A 22634-nucleotide genomic window follows, 5' to 3' on the forward strand; every position below is an offset into this window, starting at 1 on the left:
CCGGTCAGTCCAGCGTGGCGATCACCGGCGCGTGGTCGGACGGCTGCTCCAGCTTGCGCGGCGCGCGGTCGATGACGCAGGCGCTGCAGCGCGCCACCAGCGCCGGCGACAGCAGGATGTGGTCGATGCGCAGGCCTTTGTTGAGGCGGAAGCCCAGGCCGCGGTAGTCCCACCAGCTGAACGATTTTTCCGGCTGCTCGAACAGGCGGTAGGCGTCGGCCAGGCCGATGTCGAGCAGGCGGGCCAGGGCCGCGCGTTCCTTTTCGGAAACGTGCACCATGCCCTCCCAGGCGGCCGGATCGTGGACGTCGCGGTCCTCGGGGGCGATGTTGTAGTCGCCGACGACGGCCAGTTGCGGGTGCCGGGCGGCCTCCTCGCTGATCCAGTCGTGGAACGCCGACAGCCAGCCGAGTTTGTATTCGTATTTCTCGGAGCCAACGCTCTGGCCGTTCGGGACGTAGGCGCAGACCACGCGCACGCCGTCGATGGTGGCGGCCAGGATGCGCTGCTGCGGATCGTCGAAGCGGGGATTGTTCTTCACCACGTCGGTGATCGGCAGCTTCGACAAAATGGCGACGCCGTTGTAGGTTTTTTGCCCGCTGTACACAACATGATAGCCTGCGGCTTCAATAATGTTAGCCGGAAACTTGTCATCGGTTAATTTTGTTTCTTGCAAACAGAGCACGTCTGTTGGATTTTCCCATAACCAATTCATAACGTGCGGCAGTCTTACGTTCAGTGAGTTAACATTCCATGTGGCTAATTTCATCGTGGCTCAGTATCCTTGCGGGTTTGGTAGGGGAGATGCGTGAATGAAACACATCTTACCGTAACTTGATTTAACAGATGAGCTTGTCTAAATGTCGTGTTTTATAAAAAAACATGAAATAGAACTTCGCAAGAGTGGTGGCAAGGCATAAAATGTTGCGAAAAGTGTGAAATAAAAAAATAATTGCTACATTTGTCTCATAGTTGTCAAAATTGTACTTCAATACGAGACAGAATGGCAAAAGAGAAATATACTGATACAAATTAACGGAAAACTAGTGTTTCCAAACAGCAACCACAAAATAGCAAGAGTCGCGTATATTATTTATTGTGAGGCTGCAATAAGTGATACTATACGGAAATAACTTGTAGTTTTAACAGTGAATTGCGCGTAGCGCATTTACAAAGGAATCGAAATGCGAACTGCATTTGAGGCATGGGCACAGCGCGACGGACATATCGTTCGCCGCCGTGAAGATAAGCCAGAAGAGTATCTGGTCTTTGAAACGCAGCGTCGCTGGGTGATCTGGCAAGCGGCACTGGAACATGGCAAAACGCCGGGCGGGCGCAAGACCGCCGCGCAAAAGGAGGCGGCCGCCGCCGAAAAGCGCGCAGCGGAAGCGCTGCAACGTCCACCGGCCATCAATTCCGACGAGGCCGCCGTGCGCAACCAAGTGTTGAACGAGGTGCTGGACGCGTTCTCCACCTTGGGCGGCGAGCGCGGCATGGACGATATCCTGAAAGTGGTGCAGGGCCTGAAGAAGAAGCAGCAGGAGCAGGCGCAGGACAAGGTCGAGGAACGCGTGGCCAAGTCGTCGTCGCCGGTTCGTCAGAACGCCTGACCGGCGGGCATGACACGCTTCCGGCATTACAAGGGCGGCCTCTACGAGCTGGTGTGCGAGGCCACCCTGGAGTCCGACCTGAGCACCATGATCGTTTATCGGGCGTCCGACGGATCCATCTGGGCGCGGCCGAAAGACGTGTTTTTTCAACTCATCGAGGTCGATGGCGTAAAAGTGCAACGCTTTACGCCGCTTGATTGAGCGAATCAATCCGCGTCCGGCTTGCTACACTGCGTCTGTATCTACTTTAGAGGCAGACTATGTTCCTCCGTCCCGTCGCCACGGGCGCCGCGCTGCTGGCCTTGCTGGCCGGCGCCGGCTGCGCGTCCCTGACCGAATCGAACCAACAAAACGTGCTGGTGCAGACCGTGCTCGATCACCGCGAGATCGGCGGCGTTGGCTGCGTGTTGTACAACGATGTCGGCAAATGGTTCGTCACCACGCCGGCGCGCGTGACCCTGCGCAAGAGCGCCGCGCCGCTGCGCATCGATTGCCAGAAAGAGGGCGCGGCCTGGGCCTATGAGAAGGTCGACTCCAAGGCGAACGGTAATTTGTGGGGCAATGTCATTTTGACGGCGGGCGTCGGCTATGTCATCGACCGCAACACCGGCGCCGGCTACGATTATCCGTCGACGCTGACGGTGCTGATGCGGCCGGCCGTCGAGCGCGACGACGGACCGCCGCCGGCCGCCGGCGTGACCTTGTACTGACCGTCGCGCGCTCCAGGGGATGCGACTGGTTCAGGTTAAAATATGACGATCGTCATTGATTGGGGTGGCCATGTTGGAACAGTTTCAGCGCAGTCGCATCGATGTCGGGGGCGTGACGATCAACCTGCGGCACGGGGGAAGCGGGCCGCCCTTGTTGCTGCTGCACGGTTTTCCGCAGACCCATCTGATCTGGCGCGGCGTCGCCGACCGGCTGGCGCGCGAGTTCACGCTGGTGATGCCGGACCTGCGCGGTTACGGCGACTCCTCCAAGCCGCCCGGCGATGCCGATCACGGCAATTATTCGAAACGCCGCATGGCGCTGGACATGGTGGAGTTGATGCGGGCGCTGGGCATGCGGCGTTTCCACCTCTGCGGCCACGACCGGGGCGGGCGCGTTGCGCACCGGCTCGCGCTCGATCATCCGGAGGCGGTCGAGCGGCTGATGCTGATCGATATTTCGCCCACCGAGACCATGTATGCGGCGACCGACCGGCGTTTCGCGACGCTGTACTACCACTGGTTCATGCTGATCCAGCCGGCGCCGCTGCCCGAGACGCTGATCGGCAACAGCGCGCGCTTTTATCTGGAGCATACATTGGGTGGTTGGGGATCGCAGGGGGCGCCGTGGATGGACCAGGCGGTGCGCGACGAGTATGCGCGCTGTTTTTGCACGCCGCAGGCGATACATGCGGCGTGCGAGGATTACCGGGCGGCCGCCGGCATCGATCTGGAACACGACGCGCAGGATGGATGGAAGCGGATCGCGGCGCCGACGCGGGTGGTGTGGGGAAGCGATGGGGTGGTGGGGCGGCTGTTCGAGCCGCTGGCCGATTGGCAGCGCAAGTGCGCGTTGCCGGTCGCCGGACGCGTGCTGCCGGCCGGGCATTTCATTCCGGAGCAGGTGCCGGATTTGCTGGCGGCGGAAATGCTGGCGCATTTCCGGGCCGATGCTGTTGGCGGCTCATAGATGGCGGATTACGGCGTTCCGCCTAATCCGCCCTACGTGAATCCGTGGTTTCGGCGCATTCGCGGCTTCGGCCAGCGGCGCTCGTGAATTCTGAATCACGTAGGGCGGATTAGCGCAGCGTAATCCGCCATGGGCCGCCAACGGCTCCGATCAGCCGTTTGCGCGGCCGATCAGGAAGTTCGACAGCAGCGGCACCGGACGGCCGGTCGCGCCTTTCGCGCCACCCGATTTCCATGCCGTGCCGGCGATGTCCAGGTGCGCCCACGTGTACTTGCGCGTGAAGTTCTCCAGGAACGCCGCCGCCGTGCACGAGGCGCCGCCCGGCGTGCCGATGTTGGCCAAGTCGGCGAAGTTCGACTTCAACTGCTCGTTGTACTCCTCGGTGATCGGCAGGCGCCACGCGGTGTCGCTGGCGGCTTTGCCGGCGGCCATGATCTCGTCGGCCAGCTGGTTGTGGACGTCGTCGTCGCGCGTGAACAGGCCGCTCTTGTGGTGGCCCAGCGCGACGACGCAGGCGCCCGTCAGCGTGGCGATGTCGATCACCGTGGCCGGATTGAAGCGCTCGGCGTAGGTCAGCGCGTCGCACAGCACCAGACGGCCTTCGGCGTCGGTGTTGAGGATTTCGATGGTCAAACCGTTCATCGACGTGACGATGTCGCCCGGCTTGGTGGCGCGGCCCGACGGCATGTTCTCGCAGCTGGCGATCACGCCGATCACGTTCAGCTTCAGGTCCATTTCGCCGATCGCGCGGAAGGTGCCCAGCACCGAGGCCGCGCCGCCCATGTCGTACTTCATTTCGTCCATGCCGGGACCGGCCTTGAGCGAGATGCCGCCGGTGTCGAAGGTGATGCCTTTACCGACCAGCACCACCGGCGCGTCCTTGGACTTGCCGCCCATGTGCTTGAGGATGATGAACTTGGGCGGCTGCTCGCTGCCGTTGGTGACCGACAGGAAGCTGTTCATCTTCAGCGCCTCGAGCTGTTTGCGGTCGAGGATCTCGACGTCGAACTTGTAGTCCTTGGCCAGTTTCTTCGCCGTGTTGGCCAGGTAGGTCGGGGTGCAGACGTTGGCCGACAGGTTGCCCAGCTCCTTGGTCAGGTCCATGCCGTTGGCGATCGCCACGGCCTGCGCCAGCGCCAGTTTGGTGGCGGCGCTGTTCGGCACCGCCAGGGCGACCTTCTTGACGCCGGCCGGCGCCGGATCTTTCTTGCTTTTCTGGCCGTCGGTGCGGAACGCGGCTTCGTGCGCGCCCTGCACCACGCAGCGGATCGCCCAATTGACGTCGCGCTCTTTCACTTCGGTCATCGGCAGTGCGATAATAGCGTCGCTCGCGCCCAGGGCCGAGAAAGCCTTCAACGTCGCCGAAACGCCGCTGGCGAAGCTTTTTTCGCTGACGGCGTCGTCGCTGCCCAGGCCGACCAGCAGCACGCGTTCGGCGCTGGCGCCCTTGACGCCGCGCAGCAGCAGGGTGGTGCCGGCTTTGCCGCTGATGTCGCCGGACTTGAGCGCGGCCGTGATCTCACCGGAGCCGTCCAGCGCTTTGGCAGCTTGCGACAGCTTTTTATTTTCGAACACCGCCACGGCGACGACGCCGGTCTTGGCCGAGTTGATGGTGTTTTTTGTGTCGAATGCTTTTATGCTAAAGTCCATTTGATTCTCCGTGTGGTGTACGAATTGCCAGCCTGTTTGGCCTGATCGGCCGGGCTGTTATTAAACTTGTGGCCCTGTGACGAGCCCTTAACTACCGAATTATAACTTTCGAATGATCTTTCAACGCACCCTACGACGTGAAATGGCCAGCACCGCCTTCGCCAGCTTCACGATCCTGTTCAGCGTTTGCGTTACCTGGACCTTGATCGGCATACTGGGCAAGGCCGCCGGCGGCAAGGTCGCCTCCAGCGACGTCGTCGCGCTCATCCTGTTCGCGACGGTGAATTATCTGCCAACTATCCTCATTCTCACCAGCTTTATTTCAGTGCTGATGGTGGTCACGCGCAGCTACCGCGATTCCGAGATGGTGGTGTGGTTCGCCTCCGGCTTGAGCCTGACGCGCTGGGTGGCGCCGGTGCTGACCTTCGGCCTGCCGATGGTGCTGCTGACGGCTGCCCTGAGCTTCGTCGCCGCGCCGTGGGCCAAGGAAAAAAGCACCGAGTACGTCGAGCGCTTCGCCAAGCGCGAAGACCTGCAGAAGGTCTCGCCGGGCCAGTTCCGCGAATCGTCGTCGGCCAACCGCATCTTCTTCGTCGAAGGCGTCGCCGGCGAGACCTCGGTGGTGCAGAACGTGTTCGTCAACACCGTCGATAAAAACGGCACCGCCGTCATCGTCGCGCGCGAGGGCGTGATCTCCACCGGGCCCAAAGGCGAGCGCTATCTGGTGCTCAAGAACGGCCGCCGCTACCAGGGCATGCCGGGACAGTCGGACTTCCAGACCATGGAGTTCGACACCTACAGCATGCGCGTGACCAGTCAGGCCCAGGACCTCGACTCCGAGCGCGACACCGATTCCGTGCCGACCATGGAGCTGCTCGCCGATAACAGCAACTCCGGCCGCGCGGAGCTGCTGTGGCGGATCGCCTCGCCGCTGACCTGCCTGGTGCTGGTGCTGCTGGCCATCCCGCTGGGCTTTGTCAATCCGCGCGCCGGCAGCTCTGCCAACCTGATTATCGCCTTGCTGATCTTCTTCTCGTACACCAACGCGGTCAAGCTGGTCGAGGCCAGCGTCAGGCAGGGCAAGTTCACCTTCGCGCTGTCGTGGTGGCCGCTGCACCTGATGGCCGCGCTGACGGTGCTCGGCCTGTTCGCCTGGAGGCTTAACCTGAACCACCGCTACCATCCGCTGGCCCTGCTGGCGGCGATGAAACGATCGCGCAACGCCGGCAAGAACGCGGCCGGTAACAAGGCGGTGGCGCCATGAGGATCTTACAACGCTACTTCGCCGTCACCATCTTCCAGGCGGTGGCCTTTGTGCTGGTCGCCTTCCTGGCGCTGCAGGCCTTCATGGACTTGACGGGCGAACTGCCGCGGGTCGGCAAGAACGGCTACGCGCTGCAGTACGTGCTGCTGTTCGTGGCGGTCAAGCTGCCGGGCCACGTGTACGAGGTGATGCCGCTGGCGGCGCTGATCGGCACCATTTATACGATGGCGCAGTTCGCGTCGACGTCCGAGTTCACCATCATGCGCGCCTCCAGCATGACCACCGGCATGGTGGCGTGGATGCTGGCCAAGATCGGCGTCGTGCTGGTGATTATCACCTTCATCTTCGGTGAGCTGATCACGCCGCGCACCGCGCCGCTGGCGGAAAAAATCAAACTCAGTGGGCGCGGCGCGGCGATTTCGACCGAGTTCCGCTCCGGCCTGTGGACCAAGGATATCGTCAAGTCCGAAGGCATGACCGGGGAGGTGATCGGTTCGCGCTTTTTCAACGTGCGCGAAGTGCGGCCGGACGGCAAACTGCTCGACGTCAAGCTGTACGAGTTCGATAACAACTTCCGCCTGCGCTCCATCACGGTGGCCACCACCGGCACCTACCAGGGCGGTAACAAGTGGCTGCTGTCGGGTGTGAAGGAAAACCTGTTCACCAATCCGGCGCTGCTCAAGCCGGGCAGCGAAGCCAATCTGGCGAACAATTACGCGCAGGGCAGCAGCATGATCGAGACGCGCGCCAGCGCCACCAAGGAGCTGATTTCCGAGATCACGCCGCGCATCCTGTCGGTGTCGCGCTCCGACCCGGAGCGCATGTCGGCCAGCGAGCTGGCGCTGTACACCCGCCACCTGCAGGAGAACAAGCAGGAGACGGAGCGCTTCAAGATCGCGTTCTGGAAAAAACTGTTCGATCCGCTGGCGATCTTCGTGCTGATGGCGCTGGCGCTGCCGTTCGGCTACCTGCACACCCGCAGCGGCGGGGTCAGTCTCAAGATTTTCGTCGGCATCATGATCGGCGTGAGCTTCTTGTTGGTCAACACGCTGTTCTCGCATCTCGGGATGTTGAGCACCTGGCCGGCGGTCCTGACGGCGATCGCCCCGAGTTTAATTTTCCTGCTGCTGGCGCTGGGCGCCTTGTGGTGGGTGGAGCGGCATTAGATGAGTAACACGTTGAATAAGCAGGCCCTGGTCCTTTTCGCGCACGGCGCCCGCGCCGCCTCGTGGGCGGCGCCGTTCGAGCGGCTGCGCGAGCTGACGCAGGCGCGCATGCCGGATGTCCCGGTATCGCTGGCGTTTCTGGAGTTGATGGAGCCGCGCTTGCCGCAGCGGGTGGCGGCGCTGACGGCCGACGGCGTCACCCACATCACGGTGGTGCCGGTGTTCCTGGGGCAGGGCGGCCACGTGCTGCGCGACCTGCCGTTGATGGTCGATCAGCTGCGCATCGACCATCCGCAGACGACCATCGACGTGGTGGAGGCGGCCGGCGAGAACGCGGCGGTGCTCAACGCGCTGTCGGATTACTGCGTGGCGTCGTTGAGCAAGGATTAACCCATTCGCCGTCACCGATACGCCCGCGTTACCGCTTAGGGGTCGTACCCCATGGGGTACGACGGGGACGCCGAGTCCCCGCGTGGCGGTGCGGGGTTGCCTATTTGCGCGGCACCAGCTTGATTTCGTAAAGCTTGGGCCACAGCTTGCCGGTGACGAACAGGCGTTTTTTGTCGGCGTCCCAGGCGATGCCGTTCAAGACGTTTTCGCTGTTCGGGCCCTTGCCGGCCTCCGGATACAGCTTGCCCAGATCGATCCAGCCGACGATCTTGCCGGTGTTCTGATCGATGCGCGCGATCGTGTTGGTGTGCCAGAGGTTGGCGAAGATCTCGTCGCCCACCACTTCCAGCTCGTTGATCTGGTCGACCGCGATGCCGTCGGCCGTCACCTTCACGCGCCGCACCTCCAGGAACGTCTTCGGATCGAGGAAGCGCAGGGTGGCGCTGCCGTCGCTGAGCACCAGCTCCTTGCCGTTTTGCGCCAGGCCCCAGCCTTCGCCGGGATAGGCGAACTGGTTGCGCAGTTCGAAGGTGGCCAGATCGAACACGAAGCCGGTCTGCGTCTGCCACGTGATGCCGACCAGCGTGTCCTTCCACACCGTCAGGCCCTCGCCGAAATACTGCGGCGGGATGTCCTTGCTTTGCAGGACCTTGCCGGTTTCCAGATTGACCTTGCGGATCGACGATTTGCCATTCAAGCCGGTGCTCTCGTACAGGAAACCGTCGCGGTACAACAGTCCCTGGGTGAACGCCTGGGCGTCGTGGGGATAGCTGTGCACGACCTTGAAGTCGTAGGTCGGTATCGAGGGCGCCGCCAGCGCGGCGGCCGCCGGCAGCAGGGAAAGCAGGAACAGGGTTTTAAAGCTTGTTTTTTTCACTATCAGGCTACCGTTGAATTTTGAAGTTCGACCATGGCGTCGAGGGTGGTGCCGGGGGCGGCCAGTTCCGCCTCGATGCAGGCGCGGGCCTCCGGCGAGGCGATCAGGCTGACGGCTTGCCTGCGCGTGGCCTCGACGGCGTCGGCTTCGCCGCAGCCGGCCAGCAGTTCGAGGATCAGGCGCACTTCGGTCATGTAATTGTAGACGGTGGCCAGCAGGTCGGACATGCCTTCGTTGGTCAGCAGCGCCAGCCCGGCCACGTGGGCGTTGACTTCGCCGGCGTAGGCCGCCAGATGCTTTTCCGGTTCCGGCAGGTGGCCGCGCGCCAGCGCGTAGTCGCCGCAGGCCATCATCGACGGCAGCGCCGAATTGGCGCATTCCGCCGCCAGCGCGGGCGGCAGTTGTTTGAACAGCAGCCAGGTGTTTTGCAAGTCGCCCAATTTGTCGTTGATCGAGCGGATGTCGTTGAAGAGGATGGCGTCGCCGCCGTCGGCCAGCAGGCGCTCGGTCAGGCGCTGGCGCAGCGCGACCAGCGCTTGCCGCGCCGGCAGGTGTTCCTCGGCCAGCTTGGCCCAGGCGCTGAGCACATACGACAGCCGCAGCGGCGCCACCTCGGTGTCGCGCACGGAGGTGGCGTCGAACAGCCAGACGTAGTCCTTCAGGGCGGCGTCGAATTCGCCGGCGGAATGGGCACCCCAGGCGCGCTCCAGAACTTCGTGAACATTATCCATTACTACCTCTTCGGAGATGAATGGACATTCTATTACGGATTTCGGGGAATCAGGCGCCGAGCTGGTGGTCTATTGCGCCGCTGATCTACGCTTCGATAGCTTGATGCGAGCGGCTTTGCATGGCGTCGCCCAGCATCACCAGCACCGGGCCGTGCGCTTCGCCCAGGCCCAGCGCCAGCGCGGCGATGGTCAGGCGGCGGATGCGCTGGTCCGGGCGGCTGCAGTTTTCGATGACCACCACCGGGGTGTCCGGACGGTGGCCGTGCGCCAGCAGGCGTTCGGCGGTGGCGATGGCTTCGCGCCCGCCCATGTACTGCACCAGCGTGTCGGTGTCGGGGATGGCGTCGTGCTGCGCCTCGTCCGGCGCGGTGGAAGACGTGAAGAAGGCGACGCTGCGGGCCACGCCACGCTTGGTCAGCGGCTGCTTGCTGGCGGCGGCGGCGGCGACGGCGGTGGTGATGCCGGGGACGATCTCCACCTCGATTCCGGCTTCCTCCAGCGCGCGCAACTCCTCGTCGGCGCGGCCGAACAGCATCGGGTCGCCGCCCTTGAGGCGCACCACCAGCTGATGCCGCCGCGCGTTGTCGACCAGCTGCTGGTTGATGACCTGCTGGGCGGTTGAACGCTGGCCGCTGCGTTTGCCGACCGAGATTTTTTCGGCCTGGGGACACAGTTGCAGCATCTCTTCGGTCACCAGCGCGTCGTGCAGCACGACGTCGGCTTGCGCCAGCAGGCGCGCGCCGCGCAGGGTGATGAGATCCTGGGCGCCGGGGCCGGCGCCGATCAGGTAGACTTTTCCAAGAGATGCCATTGCTATAACCGTGTTATTCCGACAGGCGAATCATACCCGCAGCGACGGTCTGGTGGGTGACTTCATCGATCAGGATGAAGGCGCCGGTGGCGCGGATGTCGGCGTAGGCGTCGGCCGCCAGCGGCTGCTGGACGGTCAGGCCGATGCGGGCGATGTCGTTCAGCTTCAGGCCCTCGGCGGCATGGCGCTGCTGGGTGTTGATGTCCAACAGCGAGTCGATGCCGGTGATCTTGGCCGACGTCTGCTTGGTGCCGTGCTTGATCCAGTACTTGCGGCGCTGGTCGAGCGGCTCGTCGGACATCCAGCAGACGTCCGCCTTCAAGCTCTTGAGCAGGGTGGCCGGCTGGCCGACGTTGGCCAGCAGATCGCCGCGCGAGATGTCCAGGTACTCGTTGAGCAGCAGCGTGATCGACTGGCCGACCACCGCCGACTGGTGCGAGCCTTCCAGCGTGACGATGTCCTTGACGGTGGCGGTCTGGCCGGACGGCTGCACCACCAGCGTGTCGCCGACGCTGACCTTGCCCGCCTCGATACGGCCCATGTAGCCGCGGAAGTCGTTGGCTTCGTGGCCGTTGTGGCGCGCCACCAGCTGCACCGGGAAGCGGAACGGCGCGTCGTGCGATTCGTCGTAGACCGACAGCGATTCGAGCAGTTCGATCAGGGTCGGGCCTTTGTACCAGCTCATTTTCTCGCTGGCGTCGACCACGTTGTCGCCGGTCAGGGCCGACAGCGGGATCGGCGTGATGTCCTTCAGGCCCAGGGTGGCGGCGAATTCGCCGTAGGCCTTGACGATGCGGTCGTAGATCGCCTGGTCGTAGTTCACCAGGTCCATCTTGTTGACGGCCACCACCACGTGCTCGATCTGCAGCAGGTGGGCGATGGTCGAGTGGCGCTTGGTCTGGATCAGCAGATCGACACCGCCGTCCTCGCGCAGCTTCACCTTCGAGACGTCGATCAGGATGATGACGGCATCGGCGGTGGAGGCGCCGGTCACCATGTTGCGGGTGTACTGCTCGTGGCCCGGCGTGTCGGCGATGATGAACTTGCGCTTGGGCGTGGCGAAGTAGCGGTAGGCCACGTCGATGGTGATGCCTTGTTCGCGTTCGGCCTCCAGGCCGTCGGTCAGCAGCGACAGGTCGACGGCTTCGCCGACGGTGCGTTTGTGCTTGGAGCGCGACATCGCGTCCAGCTGGTCGGCGAAGATGCCTTTGCTGTCGAACAGCAGGCGGCCGATCAGCGTGCTCTTGCCGTCGTCGACGGAGCCGGCGGTGATGAAGCGCAGCAGGCCGCGCTCGGTCAGTTGGTTGTTCAGGGGTGCGTTCATTAGAAGTATCCTGCTTTTTTACGTTTTTCCATCGAAGCCTCGGAGGTCTGGTCGTCCATCCGGGTGGCGCCGCGTTCGGTGATCTGGGTGATGGCGGTTTCGGCGATGATCGCCTCCACCGTCGCCGCGTCCGACGATACGGGGCAGGTGCAGGAGATGTCGCCCACGGTGCGGAAGCGCACCACCTGGGTTTCGACGGTCTCGCCTTCGCGCGCCGGGGTCAGGTCGGTCAGCGGCACCAGCAGGCCGTTGCGCGGAATGACCTGGCGCTCGTGGGCGAAGTAGATCGGCGGCAGTTCCAGCTTTTCGCGGGCGATGTACTGCCACACATCGAGTTCGGTCCAATTCGAGATCGGGAACACGCGCATGTTCTCGCCCGGGTGCACGCGGGTGTTATACAGGTCCCACAGTTCCGGGCGCTGCGATTTCGGGTCCCACTGGCCGAATTCGTCGCGGAAGGAGAAGATGCGCTCCTTGGCGCGGGCCTTTTCCTCGTCGCGGCGGGCGCCGCCGATGCAGGCGTCGAAGCCATGTTCGGCGATCGTCTCGAGCAGGGTGACCGCTTGCGCGGCGTTGCGCGAATCGGTGGCCGGATTACGCAGGCGCACCGTGCCTTTTTTGATCGAGTCCTCGACCGAGCCGACGATCAGGCGCTCGCCCAGTTCGGCCACGCGCTTGTCGCGGAAGGTGATCACCTCGGCGAAATTGTGGCCGGTGTCGACGTGCACCAGCGGGAACGGGAATTTACCGGGACGGAAAGCCTTCTCCGCCAGGCGCAGCAAGACCACCGAGTCTTTACCGCCCGAGAACAGCAGCGCGGGGTTGCTGCACTCGGCCGCCACTTCGCGCAGGATGTGGATCGCTTCCGACTCGAGGGCGTCGAGGTGGCGCGCATTGACGTGTACGTCGTGTACGTTGTTTTCAACTAAAGCGTTCATTGGCTAGCCTATTGTTTTTGTGGTGCGCATGAAGTCTTCCTCAGCTGCCACGGATTTAATGCGGATTAATTTACCGTCGACCATGTGCAGGCCGCATTCCTTCGAGTCCGGGTTTTCCCACCACCAGCGCCCGGCGCGCACGTCCTCGCCCGGTTCCACCGCGCGGGTGCAAGGTGCGCAGCCGATCGATGGATAGCCCTGGTCGTGCAGCGCGTTGTACGGCACGCCGTTGTCACGGATGTAGTTCCAGACGTCTTCCTCCGACCAATCGGCCAGCGGATTAAACTTGGTCATGCCGTGCGCCGGATCGTCCTCCTGCACGTGCAGCTCGGCGCGGGTGGCCGACTGCGCGCGGCGCTGGCCCGTGACCCATGCCTTTTTGCCGGCCAGGGCGCGGCCCAGCGGCTCGACCTTGCGGATGCGGCAGCACTCGCGCCGCATCTCGATGCTGTCGTAGAAGGCGTTGAGGCCATTCTGCGCGACGTAGGCGTCGACCGCCTCGGTTCGCGGCTTGTACAGCGCGATCTCGTAGCCGTCGTAATGCTCTTTCACCTTGTCGAGCATGGCCAGCGTTTCCGGGTGCAGGCGGCCCGTCTCCAGCGAAAAGATACCGATATCCAGTTTGGATTTCAGGATCAAATCGGTCAGCACCATGTCTTCGGCCGCCAGGCTGGAGGCGAAGACCGCCGGGGAAAAATCGCTGGCGATGCGCGACAGCGTGGCGCTGCTGTCGGCAATCAGCTTGCTCAGGTCACTCATTCGAACTCCAATCAGATTCCGGCGCCGTCGTTGTTGGCGGCCGCGCCGGCGGTGCCGGATGTGCGGGCATGGCGGCGATACAGCGGCAGCTTCTGGTCCACCGACGCCTGGTAGGTTTCCGAGAAATCCGACAGGCCCTTGAGGGCGTCGTGGATGCTGCGGTCCGGACGCGTGGCGTAGGCGTTGAAGCCGACCCGCTGCATCTGGAACAGCTGGTCGCGCAGCACGTCGCCGATGGCGCGCAGTTCGCCCGTCCAGCCGAGGCGGATGCGCAGGTTGTAGGCGATCGAGTAGCCGCGGCCGTCGGTGAATTTAGGGAAGTCGACGGCGATGAGCGCGAACTTCGACAAGTCGTCCTTGATCGCTTCCGGACGTTCGTCGCTGGCGATCCAGACGCCGATCTCGCCGGCCGCGGCGCGCGCGGCCAGCAGTTCGCGCTGCACCAGCCACAGGCTTTGCGGCACGATGATTTTGCCGGCCGGGACTTCCACGGTGGCCGGGTCGATCTGCGGCGCGCCTTCGACCGGTTCGGCCAGGCGCAGCACCTGCCAGTCGTCCTCGACGACTTCACGGCCCTTGATGATCAAATTTTTCGCTGCTTCAGACATATTCATCCTCTCCTACCAGGCGACCCGATTTTTCGGCGATCGGCGTGGCGTATACAAATTCCTTGAACGGGGCGACGCCGAGCCGTTGCGCGCAGGCGGCGAACGACTCGTCCTCGAAGCGCTCGCGCACATAGACCTGCAGCAGGCGGGCGATCACTTCCGGCATTTGCAGCGCGGAGAACGACGGTCCGATGATCTTGCCGATGGCCGAGTGGTTGCCCTGCGAGCCGCCGATCGACACCTGATACCATTCGCTGCCGTCCTTGTCGACACCGAGCACGCCGATGCTGCCGACGTGGTGGTGGCCGCAGGCGTTGATGCAGCCGGAGATATTGAGTTCGATCTCGCCGATGTCGTGCTGGTAATCGATGTCGTCGAAGCGCTCGGCGATGGCGGCGGCGATCGGGATCGACTTGGCGTTGGCCAGCGAGCAGAAGTCGCCGCCGGGGCAGCAGATCATGTCGGTCAGCAGGCCGATGTTCGGCGTCGCCAGGCCCTTGGCCTTGACTTGCTGCCACAAGGTGAACAACTGCGACTGCTCGACGTCGGCCAGCACGATGTTCTGCTCGTGGGTGACGCGCAGTTCGCCGAAGCTGTATTTGTCCGCCAGGTCGGCCATGAAGTCGATCTGTTCGGCGGTGGCGTCGCCCGGCGGCACGCCGGTCTTTTTCAACGACAGCACCACGGCCGCGTAGCCGGGCTGCTTGTGCGGCTTGACGTTGCGGTTGACCCAGTTGGCGAAGGCCTTGTTGCCGGCCGCCTCGGGGGCGGCGGTGACGTCGCTGTCGTCCAGTTGCTTGTACGCGGGCGGCTGGAAGTAGTCGATCACGCGCTGCATCTCTTCGACGGTGAGCGTCTCGGGACCGTCCTTCAGGTCGACCCACTCGGCTTCGACCTGGCGGGTGAATTCCTCGACGCCGATGGCCTTGAGCAGGATCTTGATGCGGGCCTTGTACTTGTTGTCGCGGCGGCCGTACTGGTTATACACGCGCATCACGGCTTCGGTGTAGGTCAGCAGGTGCTGCCACGGCAGGAATTCGCGGATCACGCTGCCCAGGATCGGGGTGCGGCCCATGCCGCCGCCGGCCATGAATTTGAAGCCGATCTCGCCGGCGTCGTTGCGCACCACGGTCAGGCCGATGTCGTGCACGGCGATGGCGGCGCGGTCTTCGACGGCGCCGTTGATGGCGACCTTGAATTTGCGTGGCAGGGCGATGAATTCGGGGTGGAAGGTCGACCACTGGCGCAGCACCTCGGCGTACGGACGCGGATCGATGATCTCGTCGGCGGCGACGCCGGCGTACGGATCGGAGGTGGTGTTGCGGATGCAGTTGCCCGAGGTCTGGATGGCGTGCATCTCCACCGAGGCCAGGTCGCTCAGGATATCCGGGGTCTGCTCCAGCTCGATCCAGTTAAACTGGATGTTCTGGCGGGTGGTGAAGTGGCCATAGCCGCGGTCGTACTTGCGGGCGATGTGGGCGAACATGCGCATTTGCTTGGACGACAACAGGCCGTATGGCACGGCGATGCGCAGCATGTAGGCGTGACGTTGCATATACAAGCCGTTTTGCAGGCGCAGCGGCACGAATTCGGCTTCGGTCAGCTCATCGGAGAGACGGCGCCGTACCTGGTCGCGGTACTGTGCGATGCGTTCACGCACGATAAGATGGTCGTACTGGTCGTATTGATACATATTCTTCCTAGATAGTAGCTTGCTAGAATCCCCACGGTAGTGCTAATAGTAATAAACTTCGTCTTTATTCCAAACGACTTAGTCTTTATTTGCTTATATAAGGATTGGACATAAGCATGGACGCAAATCATTTTAAGATGGGCCCAAACGATCAATGAACCTTCACCAACTGCGCTTCGTGCGCGAAGCGGTACGCCAGAACTACAACCTGACCGACGCCGCCAAGGCGCTGTTCACGTCCCAGCCGGGCGTGTCCAAGGCCATTATCGAGCTGGAGGAGGAGCTGGGGGTCGACATTTTCACGCGCCACGGCAAGCGCATCCGGGGCCTGACCGAGCCTGGCCGGCTGGTGCTGGAGTCGGTGGAGTTGATTATGCAGGAAATCGACAGCCTCAAGCGCATCGGCAAGGAATACGCGGCCCAGGACAGCGGCAGCTTCACCATCGCCACCACCCACACGCAGGCGCGCTACACCTTGCCCAAGGTGGTGCAGGCGTTCATGCTGAAGTTTCCCAAGGTGCGCTTGTCTTTATTGCAAGGCAATCCGCAGCAGATCGCCGAGATGGTCCAGCGCGACCAGGCCGACTTGGCCATCGCCACCGAATCGATCGCCGGCATTGCTGGGTTGATAACGCTGCCATGTTATCAATGGGAACACGTGGTGGTGGTCGCGCCCGACCATCCCTTGCTCAAATCGAAGCAGGTGACGCTGGAAGAAATTGCCGCTTTCCCCATCATCACGTACGATGGCGCCTTCGCCGGCCGCAGCAAGATCGACCACGCGTTTTCGCTGCGCGGGTTGAAGCTGGACGTGTTGCTGGAGGCCATAGATGCCGATGTGATCAAGACCTATGTCGAGTTGGGCATGGGGATTGGTATCATAGCGGGCATGGCCTATGACGCCGAGCGCGACAAGAACCTGCGCGCCATCCCTGCCGGCCACCTGTTTGGCATGAATGTGTCGCGGGTGGCGGTCAAGCAGGGCGCCTACCTGCGCAGCTATATATATACCTTTATTGAACTGCTGGCCCCCACGCTCAACCGCAAGTTGATCGAGCAGGCCATGAGCGGTGAAAAAGAGCACTACGAACTGTAACTTGAAAGCAATACCATGATTACCAATCAGTTGGCACAATTCTATGCCGTCAACGCCGACAACTACGACCAGGTCTACGCGCAGGAAGAGCGCTTCGACGACCTGGACGACCTGCAGGAAATGGTCGCCGAGCTGTTCCAGGGCCACAAGGTGCTGGAGCTGGCCTGCGGCACCGCCTATTGGACCGATCTGATCGCCGAGGTGGCCGAATCGGTGCACGCCACCGACCTGCTGCCGGAGATGATCGCGCTGGCCGAGACGCGCGGCCTGGACGAGGACGTCGTGACGTTCGGCGTGATGGACGCGTTCAACCTGCCCGACGACCTGGAGGGCAAGTACACCGCCGTGTTCGCCGCCGGCTTGTGGACGCACGTCAAGCGCGAGGATCAGGAAAAGTATCTGAAGACGCTGCGCGCCAAGCTGGGCAAGGATGTGTTGCTGGTGCTGCTGGACGAGTCGTATGTCGACGGCAGCACGATGGTGTTCGCGCGCACCGATATGGAGGGCAACACCTTCCAGATCCTGACGGCCGACGATGGCCAGCGCTACGAGGTGATGCACAATTACCTGACCGACAGCACCTTGCGCAAGCGCTTCGCGGCGTCGACCAAGCAGTTCCGCATCGAGCGGCTCGAGTATTACTATCTGTTGAGCTGCAAGCTGAAGTAGCGGTGCGCGGCGGCGTCGTGCCACCACGTAGGGCGGATTAGTGCAGCGTAATCGGCCATGCATGCGTTATCGGCGGCGCATACATGGCCGATTACGGCGTTCCGCCTAATCCGCCCTACGAAAACCGCTTAACTAGCGGCATTCCCCCCCTGTCGGCCTTTTTCGTTCGTGCCGCGGCGTCAAAGCCGCATGGCGCAATGGAAAGACGTAGTGGTAGATTTGCAACAGGTTGATGTTGTCACATTGTTGAAGTAATTGATAGGCATGATTCGCCCCGTGCAGCTTTCTTTCAACCTTCAGTAGAGAACATCAAGTGAAAAAACTTACTCTGGCAGCAATGATCATCGGCGGCTTCGCCGCGCAGGCGCAGGCTCAATCGAACGTAACGATCTACGGTATCGTCGATGCCGGTATCGTCAGCGAGCGCGGTGGCGCGGCCGGCAGCGTGACCAAAGTCACCAGCGGTATCGGCAGCCAGTCCCGCCTGGGCTTCCGCGGCACCGAAGATCTGGGCAACGGCCTGTCGGCCATCTTCCAGATCGAAACCGGCTTGAAGGTCGATGACGGCACGCTGGACAACACCAACAACGCGCTGTTCAACCGCCAGGCGTTCGTCGGCCTGAAAAGCAAGGAAGCCGGCACCCTGACCCTGGGCCGTCAATACACGATGCTGTACAACGCCATGAGCCAGGTCGCCGACCCGTTCGGCGCGGGCTACGCCGGTTCGATCAAGAATCTGTTCCCGGCCGCCGGCGCCAACACGCGCGTCAGCAACGCCATCGTCTACGCCACCCCGGTGTTCGGCGGCTTTAGCGCCGAAGCGCTGTACGCGCTGGGCGAGCAGGCCGGCAGCACCGAAGCCGGCCGCCAGTTCGGCCTCGGCCTGAACTTCTCCCAGGCCGACCTGAACGCGCGCCTGGTCTACAACAACCGCAACAACGACACCGTCGCCAGCGGCACCACCCCGGCCGTGAACCGCGATACGGGCCGCAACACGCTGTTCGCGATCAACTACGACTTCAAGGTGGTCAAGGCTTACTTCGCCTACGGCGACGACAAGGGCGTCAACAGCGCCGCGCTGCCGGTGGCCAACGCCTATGGCTACGCCGTCGCCCCGCGCGCCAGCCTGGAAAGCAACGACATCCTGATCGGCGTGCAAGTGCCGGTCGGCAGCGGCACCATCATGGCGTCGGCGATCCGCAAGAACGACAAGACCAGCTTCAACCAGGATGCCGACCAGTGGGCCGTGGGTTACCTGCACGCGCTGTCGAAGCGTACCGGCGCCTACATCGCCTACGCCAAGATCAAGAACAAGAACGGCGCCGGCTACACCGTGGGCAACAACAACGAAGCCGGTACCGGCGACAAAGCCTTCAACATCGGCGTGCGTCACACGTTCTAAGCGGTATCGACGGCGCTTTCCTGCGAGCGCAGCGGCAGTCGGATGATGATCCGGGTGCCGCCGTCGCTGAGGATGGAAATGTCGCCGTGCAGCGCCCACACGCGTTCGCGCATCCCGATCAGGCCAAAGGACGACGCCTTGTCCATGTCGTGTTCGGCGATGCCGCGGCCGTCGTCGTGGATCGAAATTTGCAGCGACGATTCCGAGCGACGTAGCGACAGCTCGACGTTTTGCGCCTCCGCGTGGCGCGTGATGTTGGTCAACGCTTCCTGTGCGATGCGGAAGATGGCGGTGCTGTAGGCGTCGTCGAGTATCAAATCCTCCTCGTTCGCGTGCAGCCTGCAGGAAATGCCATAGCGCGACACGAATTCCTGGCGCAGACTCTCCAACGCGAAATACAAGCCGCCCTCGTCGAGCGCGCGCGGCCGCAGATTGCTGGCGATGCGCCGCAGCGAGGTGATGGCCGACATCAATAGTTCATCCATGCCGGCCTGCAGCTTGCGCGCGGCCGGGTCGCCGCTCGACTGTTGCTGCAACAGCGCCAGGTCGACCCGCAGCGTCGCCAGCAGTTGGCCGAGGTCGTCGTGCAGCTCGCGCGCGATGTGCTTGCGTTCCTCTTCCCGTATCGTTTGCAGCGCGGCCGACAGCTCGCGCAACTGGGAATACGATTGCTCCAGCTGCTCTTGCACCTGCTTGCGCTCGGTGATGTCGCGCAGGATGATGGTGTAGATCTGGTGGCCGTTTTCCGACAGCGACGAGATCGAGCCCTCGAGCGGGAAGTGCTGGCCGTTGGCCTTCATGCCGGTGACGGCGTAGTCGCTGGCGCGCCGGCCCTTCATGCGCAGGCGGATGCCGGTCGAGCCGAAGTAGTGGGTCGACGCGGTGCCGCCGGTCTGGCGCTGGTCCCGTGGAATGAATTGCTGCAGCGGCACGCCTTCCATCGCCTGGACCGTGGTGCCGAACATCGCCGCGGCCGACGGGTTCGCCTGCAGGATGTGCTGTTGTTCGTCGGTGATGATGATGGCGTCGCTGGCGTGCTGGATGATGCCGCGGCTGCGCTTGTGGGCGGCGGAGGAGGCGCTGGAACACAACCAGCCCATGCGCCACGACAGGCGGGCGAACAGGGCCGCCCCGACGCTGATGAAGGGCAGCTTGAATAACGATCTGGCTTGGCCGGGCATTTTCATGCGGCATCCCTCAGCCGGAAGAGGGGCGGCTGCAACACAGACAGTATTGCAGCCTGATTTTGCCCTCTTGATGTGTCTCAATCGTGCGCCGGGCCGGCGCGATCTTCCTTTGCTTTGTCCCTACATCTGCTTGAACAAATGCAGGAAACTGCGGCTCACCTCGAGCTTGTCGGACTTACCTTTGATCATCACCAGGTGGCGGCCGCGGATGTCGCGGGTAACGCCCTCGATGGCGTTGACGTTGACCAGCGTGGCGCGGTGGATTTGCCAGAACAGCGCCGGATCGAGCTCCTCGGCCAGGTCGCGCACCGGTTTGCGGATCAGCGCCTCGTAGCGCTCGGTCTGTACGCAGGTGTACTTTTCGTCGGAGCGGAAGAACAGGATTTCCTCGACCGGAATCATGCGCAGGTCCTGGCCGATGCTGGCCTGTATCCACTGCAGATAGGCCGGCTTGGGCGCGGTGATCTTTTCGGCCAGTTGCGACAGCATCGCCGTGACGCTGGCGTTGACGTCGGCGGCCGGCTTGCTCAAGCGGGTCTTGAGGCGGTCGACGGTGATTTGCAGCCGTTCCGGCTCGGGCGGTTTGAGCACGTAATCGACGGCGCCGCGCTCGAAGGCCTCGACCGCGTAGGCGTCGTAGGCGGTCACGAAGACGATATGGCTCTTGTTGCCGATCACGGTGGCCGCTTCCATGCCGGTTTTGCCCGGCATGCGGATGTCGAGGAAGGTGAAGTCCGGCTTGAGCTGGTCGACCAGTTCGATCGCCTCGTCGCCGTTCTTGGCTTCGCCGATAATCTCCAGTTCGGGCCAGACCTGGCCCAGGCGCATGCGCAACTGGTCGCGCATCAAACGTTCGTCATCGGCAAGAATAGCTGTAGGCATCGTGTTGGGTGTGTTTAAGTTGTTGGACGTGGATGGTTATTTGGTCAATTATTCAACGAATCGGCGCATTAATCAATCGCTCTTATTTTGACTCTTGCTGGCGAGCTGGTACGGCACCTCGATGGTGGCGATGACGCCGCTTGGACTGTTGGCCGCGATCAGCAACTGGCCCTGGTCCCCGTGCAGCAGTTTCAGGCGTTCGCGGATGGTCATCAGGCCCAGTCCGGTGCCGTCGCTGGGCACGGCGCCGAAGCCCAGGCCGTCGTCGCTGACGATCACGCGCAGTTTGTTGTGGGCGACGTCGGCGCGCACCTTGAGGGTGCCGCCCTGCGGTTTGGCTTCGAGGCCGTGCTTGATGGCGTTTTCCACCATCGATTGCAGCATCATCGGCGGGAACGCGGCGCTGCGCAGGCCGTCGGGGATGTCGAAGTCGACGGTCAGGCGCTCTTCCATGCGCATCTTCAACAGGTTCAAATAGGCCACCACCATGTCGGCTTCGCGGCCGAGGTTGGTGATCAGGGCGTTGTCGCGCATTTGCGGCAGCACCGCGCGCAGGTATTTGATCAGGCTGCGCTGCATGGCGGACGCGCGCGGCGGGTCGGTCTCGATCAGGTGCTCGACCGAGGCGAGCGTGTTGAACAGGAAGTGCGGTTCGACTTGCGCCTGCATCATCTGCATCTTCGCCTCGCTGAGCTGTCGCTGCATGGATTCGCGTTCGACGGCGGCGTTGGCGGTCAGTGTTTCCGCCTCGGCGCGTTTTTTTCCGCCCATCAGCGCCTTGGTGCCGAACAAGGCCAGCACCAGCAGCGTGATGAAGCTGCGGAACCAGGTCGACGCCTGGCCGTGGTAGCGGGCCACTTTCTGCTCGGCCGCGTCGTCGACCGCTTCCTCGATCGCGTTGGACAACTCTTCGCCGATTTGCGGCGGCAGGTCGATGTGGACTTCTTCGCCGGGCAGGGTGGGCAGGGCGGGCACGGCCGCGGTGGCGGCCTTGTCGCCTTTGCCAGCTTTGCCGCCGGACTTCGCCGGCGCGGCCGGTTCCGCGGGCGCTTCCGGCGCCTCGGGCGCGGCGGGCGGCGCCGGTTCGGCGGGCTCCGCACGTGGCGCGCCGCTGTCGTCGGCACCGCTTTCGGCTTTGTCGGTATCTTTATTGCGCTTGCCGCGCATGTTGAAACGAATGCCGCTGTCGTCGATCACGATATTGGTGTCGGCGCCTTTGCGTTTCTTGTCTTTGCGAACAATCTCCTCCTGCACCGGATTCGATGAAAACAGTTCGTCCTGAAGAATGGAGCCAGCGATCAGCATCAACACCGCGAACACCAGGAACTTCCACCACGACAGCTGAGTCACCCAAGTGGCGGTCGCGTCGAAGCCGCGATGTAGCCAGGCGGCGGCGGTCTTCAGGGTCTCTTGCGTTTTTGGCATAGGAAACATGTAAGGCTTTCACTCTTGAGGTCGGGTGTAACGAGTTTTGTGACGATGCAACTGTAACGGTGATGGCGGCGATACGCCATATGCTTGCGACAGTCTGCAAGAAATGGCGACTGGACGGCGCGGGGAGGGGACGGAAAATAGGCCTTGCCAAGGCCGTGGCCGCTTTGCTATAGTTCGCCTCCTCGCAAAACGGCGCATGCAAATGTGGTGTGAAACGAGAAAAGAAGAAGTGGTTGAGGGGTTGACGAAATAAGCGAAACGCTTCATACTCTTTCTTCTGCGCTGACGAACAAAACGATTTGTCAAGCGTGCAAGCAGTACCGAACAAGTTCTTTAAAAATTAACAGTCGATAAGTGTGGACGTTTGATGGAAGTGCACGCGGAACCAAGGTTAAACTTAGTTCCGCGATACTTAAAATATCAAATGTTCACAAGAAGTAATGAAATAGGCGCTACGAAAGTAGTG

23 protein-coding genes are annotated in these 22634 nt (G+C 62.6%); 10 read left to right on the forward strand and 13 right to left on the reverse strand.

The window, feature by feature from the left end:
- Positions 1-4 precede the first annotated feature (4 nt).
- Positions 5-769 carry an exodeoxyribonuclease III gene (gene xth, locus JOD97_RS30265; RefSeq protein WP_209726513.1) on the reverse strand — a complete coding sequence of 255 codons (765 nt, stop codon included), beginning with the start codon at positions 767-769 and terminating at the stop codon, positions 5-7.
- Between the two features lie 415 nt (positions 770-1184).
- On the opposite strand from xth, the gene JOD97_RS30270 reads away from it, so the two are divergent.
- The 4 genes from JOD97_RS30270 to JOD97_RS30285 all read left to right on the forward strand — a co-directional run bounded on the left by JOD97_RS30270 (position 1185) and on the right by JOD97_RS30285 (position 3287).
- Complete coding sequence (locus JOD97_RS30270) at positions 1185-1610, forward strand: hypothetical protein (protein WP_209726514.1); 426 nt, start codon at positions 1185-1187, stop codon at positions 1608-1610.
- 9 nt (positions 1611-1619) lie between these two features.
- Positions 1620-1811: a DUF1653 domain-containing protein gene (locus JOD97_RS30275; protein WP_090315357.1), complete on the forward strand. Its 192-nt coding sequence runs from the start codon at positions 1620-1622 to the stop codon at positions 1809-1811.
- A gap of 59 nt (positions 1812-1870) precedes the next feature.
- On the forward strand, positions 1871-2320 hold the full coding sequence (locus JOD97_RS30280; protein WP_209726515.1) for a hypothetical protein: 450 nt from the start codon (positions 1871-1873) through the stop codon (positions 2318-2320).
- A 70-nt stretch (positions 2321-2390) separates the two neighbouring features.
- Positions 2391-3287, forward strand: a complete 897-nt coding sequence (locus JOD97_RS30285; protein WP_209726516.1) for an alpha/beta fold hydrolase — start codon at positions 2391-2393, stop codon at positions 3285-3287.
- 150 nt (positions 3288-3437) lie between these two features.
- Here JOD97_RS30285 and JOD97_RS30290 read toward each other — a convergent pair whose 3' ends face one another.
- Positions 3438-4937 (reverse strand): leucyl aminopeptidase, encoded by a 1500-nt coding sequence (locus tag JOD97_RS30290; RefSeq protein ID WP_209726517.1) that lies wholly within the window; start codon positions 4935-4937, stop codon positions 3438-3440.
- Positions 4938-5049: 112 nt separating this feature from the next.
- On the opposite strand from JOD97_RS30290, the gene lptF reads away from it, so the two are divergent.
- The 3 genes from lptF to JOD97_RS30305 are packed head-to-tail and all read left to right on the forward strand — an operon-like array spanning position 5050 to position 7757.
- Positions 5050-6201, forward strand: coding sequence for an LPS export ABC transporter permease LptF (gene lptF / locus JOD97_RS30295; protein ID WP_209726518.1), 1152 nt, complete (start codon positions 5050-5052; stop codon positions 6199-6201).
- On the forward strand, positions 6198-7367 hold the full coding sequence (lptG, locus tag JOD97_RS30300; protein WP_209726519.1) for an LPS export ABC transporter permease LptG: 1170 nt from the start codon (positions 6198-6200) through the stop codon (positions 7365-7367). Before lptF ends, lptG begins: the two co-directional genes overlap by 4 nt.
- Entirely contained in the window at positions 7368-7757 is a 390-nt protein-coding gene (locus JOD97_RS30305; RefSeq protein ID WP_229264829.1) for a sirohydrochlorin chelatase, read from the forward strand.
- A gap of 100 nt (positions 7758-7857) precedes the next feature.
- Here the strand turns inward: JOD97_RS30305 and JOD97_RS30310 are convergent, their stop codons facing one another.
- The 8 genes from JOD97_RS30310 to JOD97_RS30345 form a co-directional block, all read right to left on the reverse strand.
- Positions 7858-8634 carry a glutaminyl-peptide cyclotransferase gene (locus JOD97_RS30310; RefSeq protein WP_209726520.1) on the reverse strand — a complete coding sequence of 259 codons (777 nt, stop codon included), beginning with the start codon at positions 8632-8634 and terminating at the stop codon, positions 7858-7860.
- Between the two features lie 2 nt (positions 8635-8636).
- Positions 8637-9365 (reverse strand): hypothetical protein, encoded by a 729-nt coding sequence (locus JOD97_RS30315; protein WP_209726521.1) that lies wholly within the window; start codon positions 9363-9365, stop codon positions 8637-8639.
- 85 nt (positions 9366-9450) lie between these two features.
- Positions 9451-10176, reverse strand: coding sequence for a uroporphyrinogen-III C-methyltransferase (gene cobA, locus JOD97_RS30320; RefSeq protein WP_209726522.1), 726 nt, complete (start codon positions 10174-10176; stop codon positions 9451-9453).
- Between the two features lie 13 nt (positions 10177-10189).
- A complete protein-coding gene (locus JOD97_RS30325) occupies positions 10190-11500 on the reverse strand; it encodes a sulfate adenylyltransferase subunit 1 (protein ID WP_209726523.1) in 1311 nt (436 codons plus the stop codon).
- Positions 11500-12438, reverse strand: coding sequence for a sulfate adenylyltransferase subunit CysD (gene cysD, locus JOD97_RS30330; RefSeq protein ID WP_209726524.1), 939 nt, complete (start codon positions 12436-12438; stop codon positions 11500-11502). The genes JOD97_RS30325 and cysD overlap by 1 nt, the downstream gene beginning before the upstream one ends.
- Positions 12439-12441: 3 nt before the next feature.
- Positions 12442-13197, reverse strand: a complete 756-nt coding sequence (locus tag JOD97_RS30335) for a phosphoadenylyl-sulfate reductase (protein WP_209726525.1) — start codon at positions 13195-13197, stop codon at positions 12442-12444.
- An 11-nt stretch (positions 13198-13208) separates the two neighbouring features.
- Positions 13209-13805, reverse strand: a complete 597-nt coding sequence (locus JOD97_RS30340; protein ID WP_209726526.1) for a DUF934 domain-containing protein — start codon at positions 13803-13805, stop codon at positions 13209-13211.
- A complete protein-coding gene (locus tag JOD97_RS30345; protein WP_209726527.1) occupies positions 13798-15498 on the reverse strand; it encodes a nitrite/sulfite reductase in 1701 nt (566 codons plus the stop codon). Before JOD97_RS30345 ends, JOD97_RS30340 begins: the two co-directional genes overlap by 8 nt.
- 154 nt (positions 15499-15652) lie before the next feature.
- Here JOD97_RS30345 and JOD97_RS30350 point away from each other — a divergent pair, with 154 nt between their 5' ends.
- The 3 genes from JOD97_RS30350 to JOD97_RS30360 all read left to right on the forward strand — a co-directional run bounded on the left by JOD97_RS30350 (position 15653) and on the right by JOD97_RS30360 (position 18665).
- Positions 15653-16594 carry a CysB family HTH-type transcriptional regulator gene (locus tag JOD97_RS30350; RefSeq protein WP_209726528.1) on the forward strand — a complete coding sequence of 314 codons (942 nt, stop codon included), beginning with the start codon at positions 15653-15655 and terminating at the stop codon, positions 16592-16594.
- 15 nt (positions 16595-16609) lie between these two features.
- Positions 16610-17263, forward strand: a complete 654-nt coding sequence (locus tag JOD97_RS30355; RefSeq protein ID WP_209726529.1) for a class I SAM-dependent methyltransferase — start codon at positions 16610-16612, stop codon at positions 17261-17263.
- A 337-nt stretch (positions 17264-17600) separates the two neighbouring features.
- Positions 17601-18665, forward strand: a complete 1065-nt coding sequence (locus tag JOD97_RS30360) for a porin (RefSeq protein ID WP_209726547.1) — start codon at positions 17601-17603, stop codon at positions 18663-18665.
- Here the strand turns inward: JOD97_RS30360 and JOD97_RS30365 are convergent.
- From JOD97_RS30365 to JOD97_RS30375, 3 genes are all read right to left on the reverse strand, one after another.
- On the reverse strand, positions 18662-19852 hold the full coding sequence (locus JOD97_RS30365) for a PAS domain-containing sensor histidine kinase (RefSeq protein WP_308937263.1): 1191 nt from the start codon (positions 19850-19852) through the stop codon (positions 18662-18664). The genes JOD97_RS30360 and JOD97_RS30365 overlap by 4 nt on opposite strands.
- Positions 19853-19972: 120 nt before the next feature.
- Positions 19973-20734 (reverse strand): LytTR family DNA-binding domain-containing protein, encoded by a 762-nt coding sequence (locus JOD97_RS30370; protein ID WP_209726530.1) that lies wholly within the window; start codon positions 20732-20734, stop codon positions 19973-19975.
- 72 nt (positions 20735-20806) lie between these two features.
- Entirely contained in the window at positions 20807-22168 is a 1362-nt protein-coding gene (locus JOD97_RS30375; RefSeq protein ID WP_209726531.1) for a sensor histidine kinase, read from the reverse strand.
- Positions 22169-22634: the final 466 nt, after the last annotated feature.

Source organism: Duganella sp. 1411, assembly GCF_017833525.1.
GTDB lineage: Bacteria > Pseudomonadota > Gammaproteobacteria > Burkholderiales > Burkholderiaceae_D > Rugamonas.

What these genes read in the sequence shown, in the direction of transcription:
- xth (WP_209726513.1), bottom strand. Translation starts at nt 769, where the DNA reads ATGAAATTAGCCACATGGAATGTTAACTCACTGAACGTAAGACTGCCG.
- JOD97_RS30270 (WP_209726514.1), top strand. Translation starts at nt 1,185, where the DNA reads ATGCGAACTGCATTTGAGGCATGGGCACAGCGCGACGGACATATCGTT.
- JOD97_RS30275 (WP_090315357.1), top strand. Translation starts at nt 1,620, where the DNA reads ATGACACGCTTCCGGCATTACAAGGGCGGCCTCTACGAGCTGGTGTGC.
- JOD97_RS30280 (WP_209726515.1), top strand. Translation starts at nt 1,871, where the DNA reads ATGTTCCTCCGTCCCGTCGCCACGGGCGCCGCGCTGCTGGCCTTGCTG.
- JOD97_RS30285 (WP_209726516.1), top strand. Translation starts at nt 2,391, where the DNA reads ATGTTGGAACAGTTTCAGCGCAGTCGCATCGATGTCGGGGGCGTGACG.
- JOD97_RS30290 (WP_209726517.1), bottom strand. Translation starts at nt 4,937, where the DNA reads ATGGACTTTAGCATAAAAGCATTCGACACAAAAAACACCATCAACTCG.
- lptF (WP_209726518.1), top strand. Translation starts at nt 5,050, where the DNA reads ATGATCTTTCAACGCACCCTACGACGTGAAATGGCCAGCACCGCCTTC.
- lptG (WP_209726519.1), top strand. Translation starts at nt 6,198, where the DNA reads ATGAGGATCTTACAACGCTACTTCGCCGTCACCATCTTCCAGGCGGTG.
- JOD97_RS30305 (WP_229264829.1), top strand. Translation starts at nt 7,368, where the DNA reads ATGAGTAACACGTTGAATAAGCAGGCCCTGGTCCTTTTCGCGCACGGC.
- JOD97_RS30315 (WP_209726521.1), bottom strand. Translation starts at nt 9,365, where the DNA reads ATGGATAATGTTCACGAAGTTCTGGAGCGCGCCTGGGGTGCCCATTCC.
- cobA (WP_209726522.1), bottom strand. Translation starts at nt 10,176, where the DNA reads ATGGCATCTCTTGGAAAAGTCTACCTGATCGGCGCCGGCCCCGGCGCC.
- JOD97_RS30325 (WP_209726523.1), bottom strand. Translation starts at nt 11,500, where the DNA reads ATGAACGCACCCCTGAACAACCAACTGACCGAGCGCGGCCTGCTGCGC.
- cysD (WP_209726524.1), bottom strand. Translation starts at nt 12,438, where the DNA reads ATGAACGCTTTAGTTGAAAACAACGTACACGACGTACACGTCAATGCG.
- JOD97_RS30335 (WP_209726525.1), bottom strand. Translation starts at nt 13,197, where the DNA reads ATGAGTGACCTGAGCAAGCTGATTGCCGACAGCAGCGCCACGCTGTCG.
- JOD97_RS30340 (WP_209726526.1), bottom strand. Translation starts at nt 13,805, where the DNA reads ATGTCTGAAGCAGCGAAAAATTTGATCATCAAGGGCCGTGAAGTCGTC.
- JOD97_RS30345 (WP_209726527.1), bottom strand. Translation starts at nt 15,498, where the DNA reads ATGTATCAATACGACCAGTACGACCATCTTATCGTGCGTGAACGCATC.
- JOD97_RS30350 (WP_209726528.1), top strand. Translation starts at nt 15,653, where the DNA reads ATGAACCTTCACCAACTGCGCTTCGTGCGCGAAGCGGTACGCCAGAAC.
- JOD97_RS30355 (WP_209726529.1), top strand. Translation starts at nt 16,610, where the DNA reads ATGATTACCAATCAGTTGGCACAATTCTATGCCGTCAACGCCGACAAC.
- JOD97_RS30360 (WP_209726547.1), top strand. Translation starts at nt 17,601, where the DNA reads ATGATCATCGGCGGCTTCGCCGCGCAGGCGCAGGCTCAATCGAACGTA.
- JOD97_RS30365 (WP_308937263.1), bottom strand. Translation starts at nt 19,852, where the DNA reads ATGAAAATGCCCGGCCAAGCCAGATCGTTATTCAAGCTGCCCTTCATC.
- JOD97_RS30370 (WP_209726530.1), bottom strand. Translation starts at nt 20,734, where the DNA reads ATGCCTACAGCTATTCTTGCCGATGACGAACGTTTGATGCGCGACCAG.
- JOD97_RS30375 (WP_209726531.1), bottom strand. Translation starts at nt 22,168, where the DNA reads ATGTTTCCTATGCCAAAAACGCAAGAGACCCTGAAGACCGCCGCCGCC.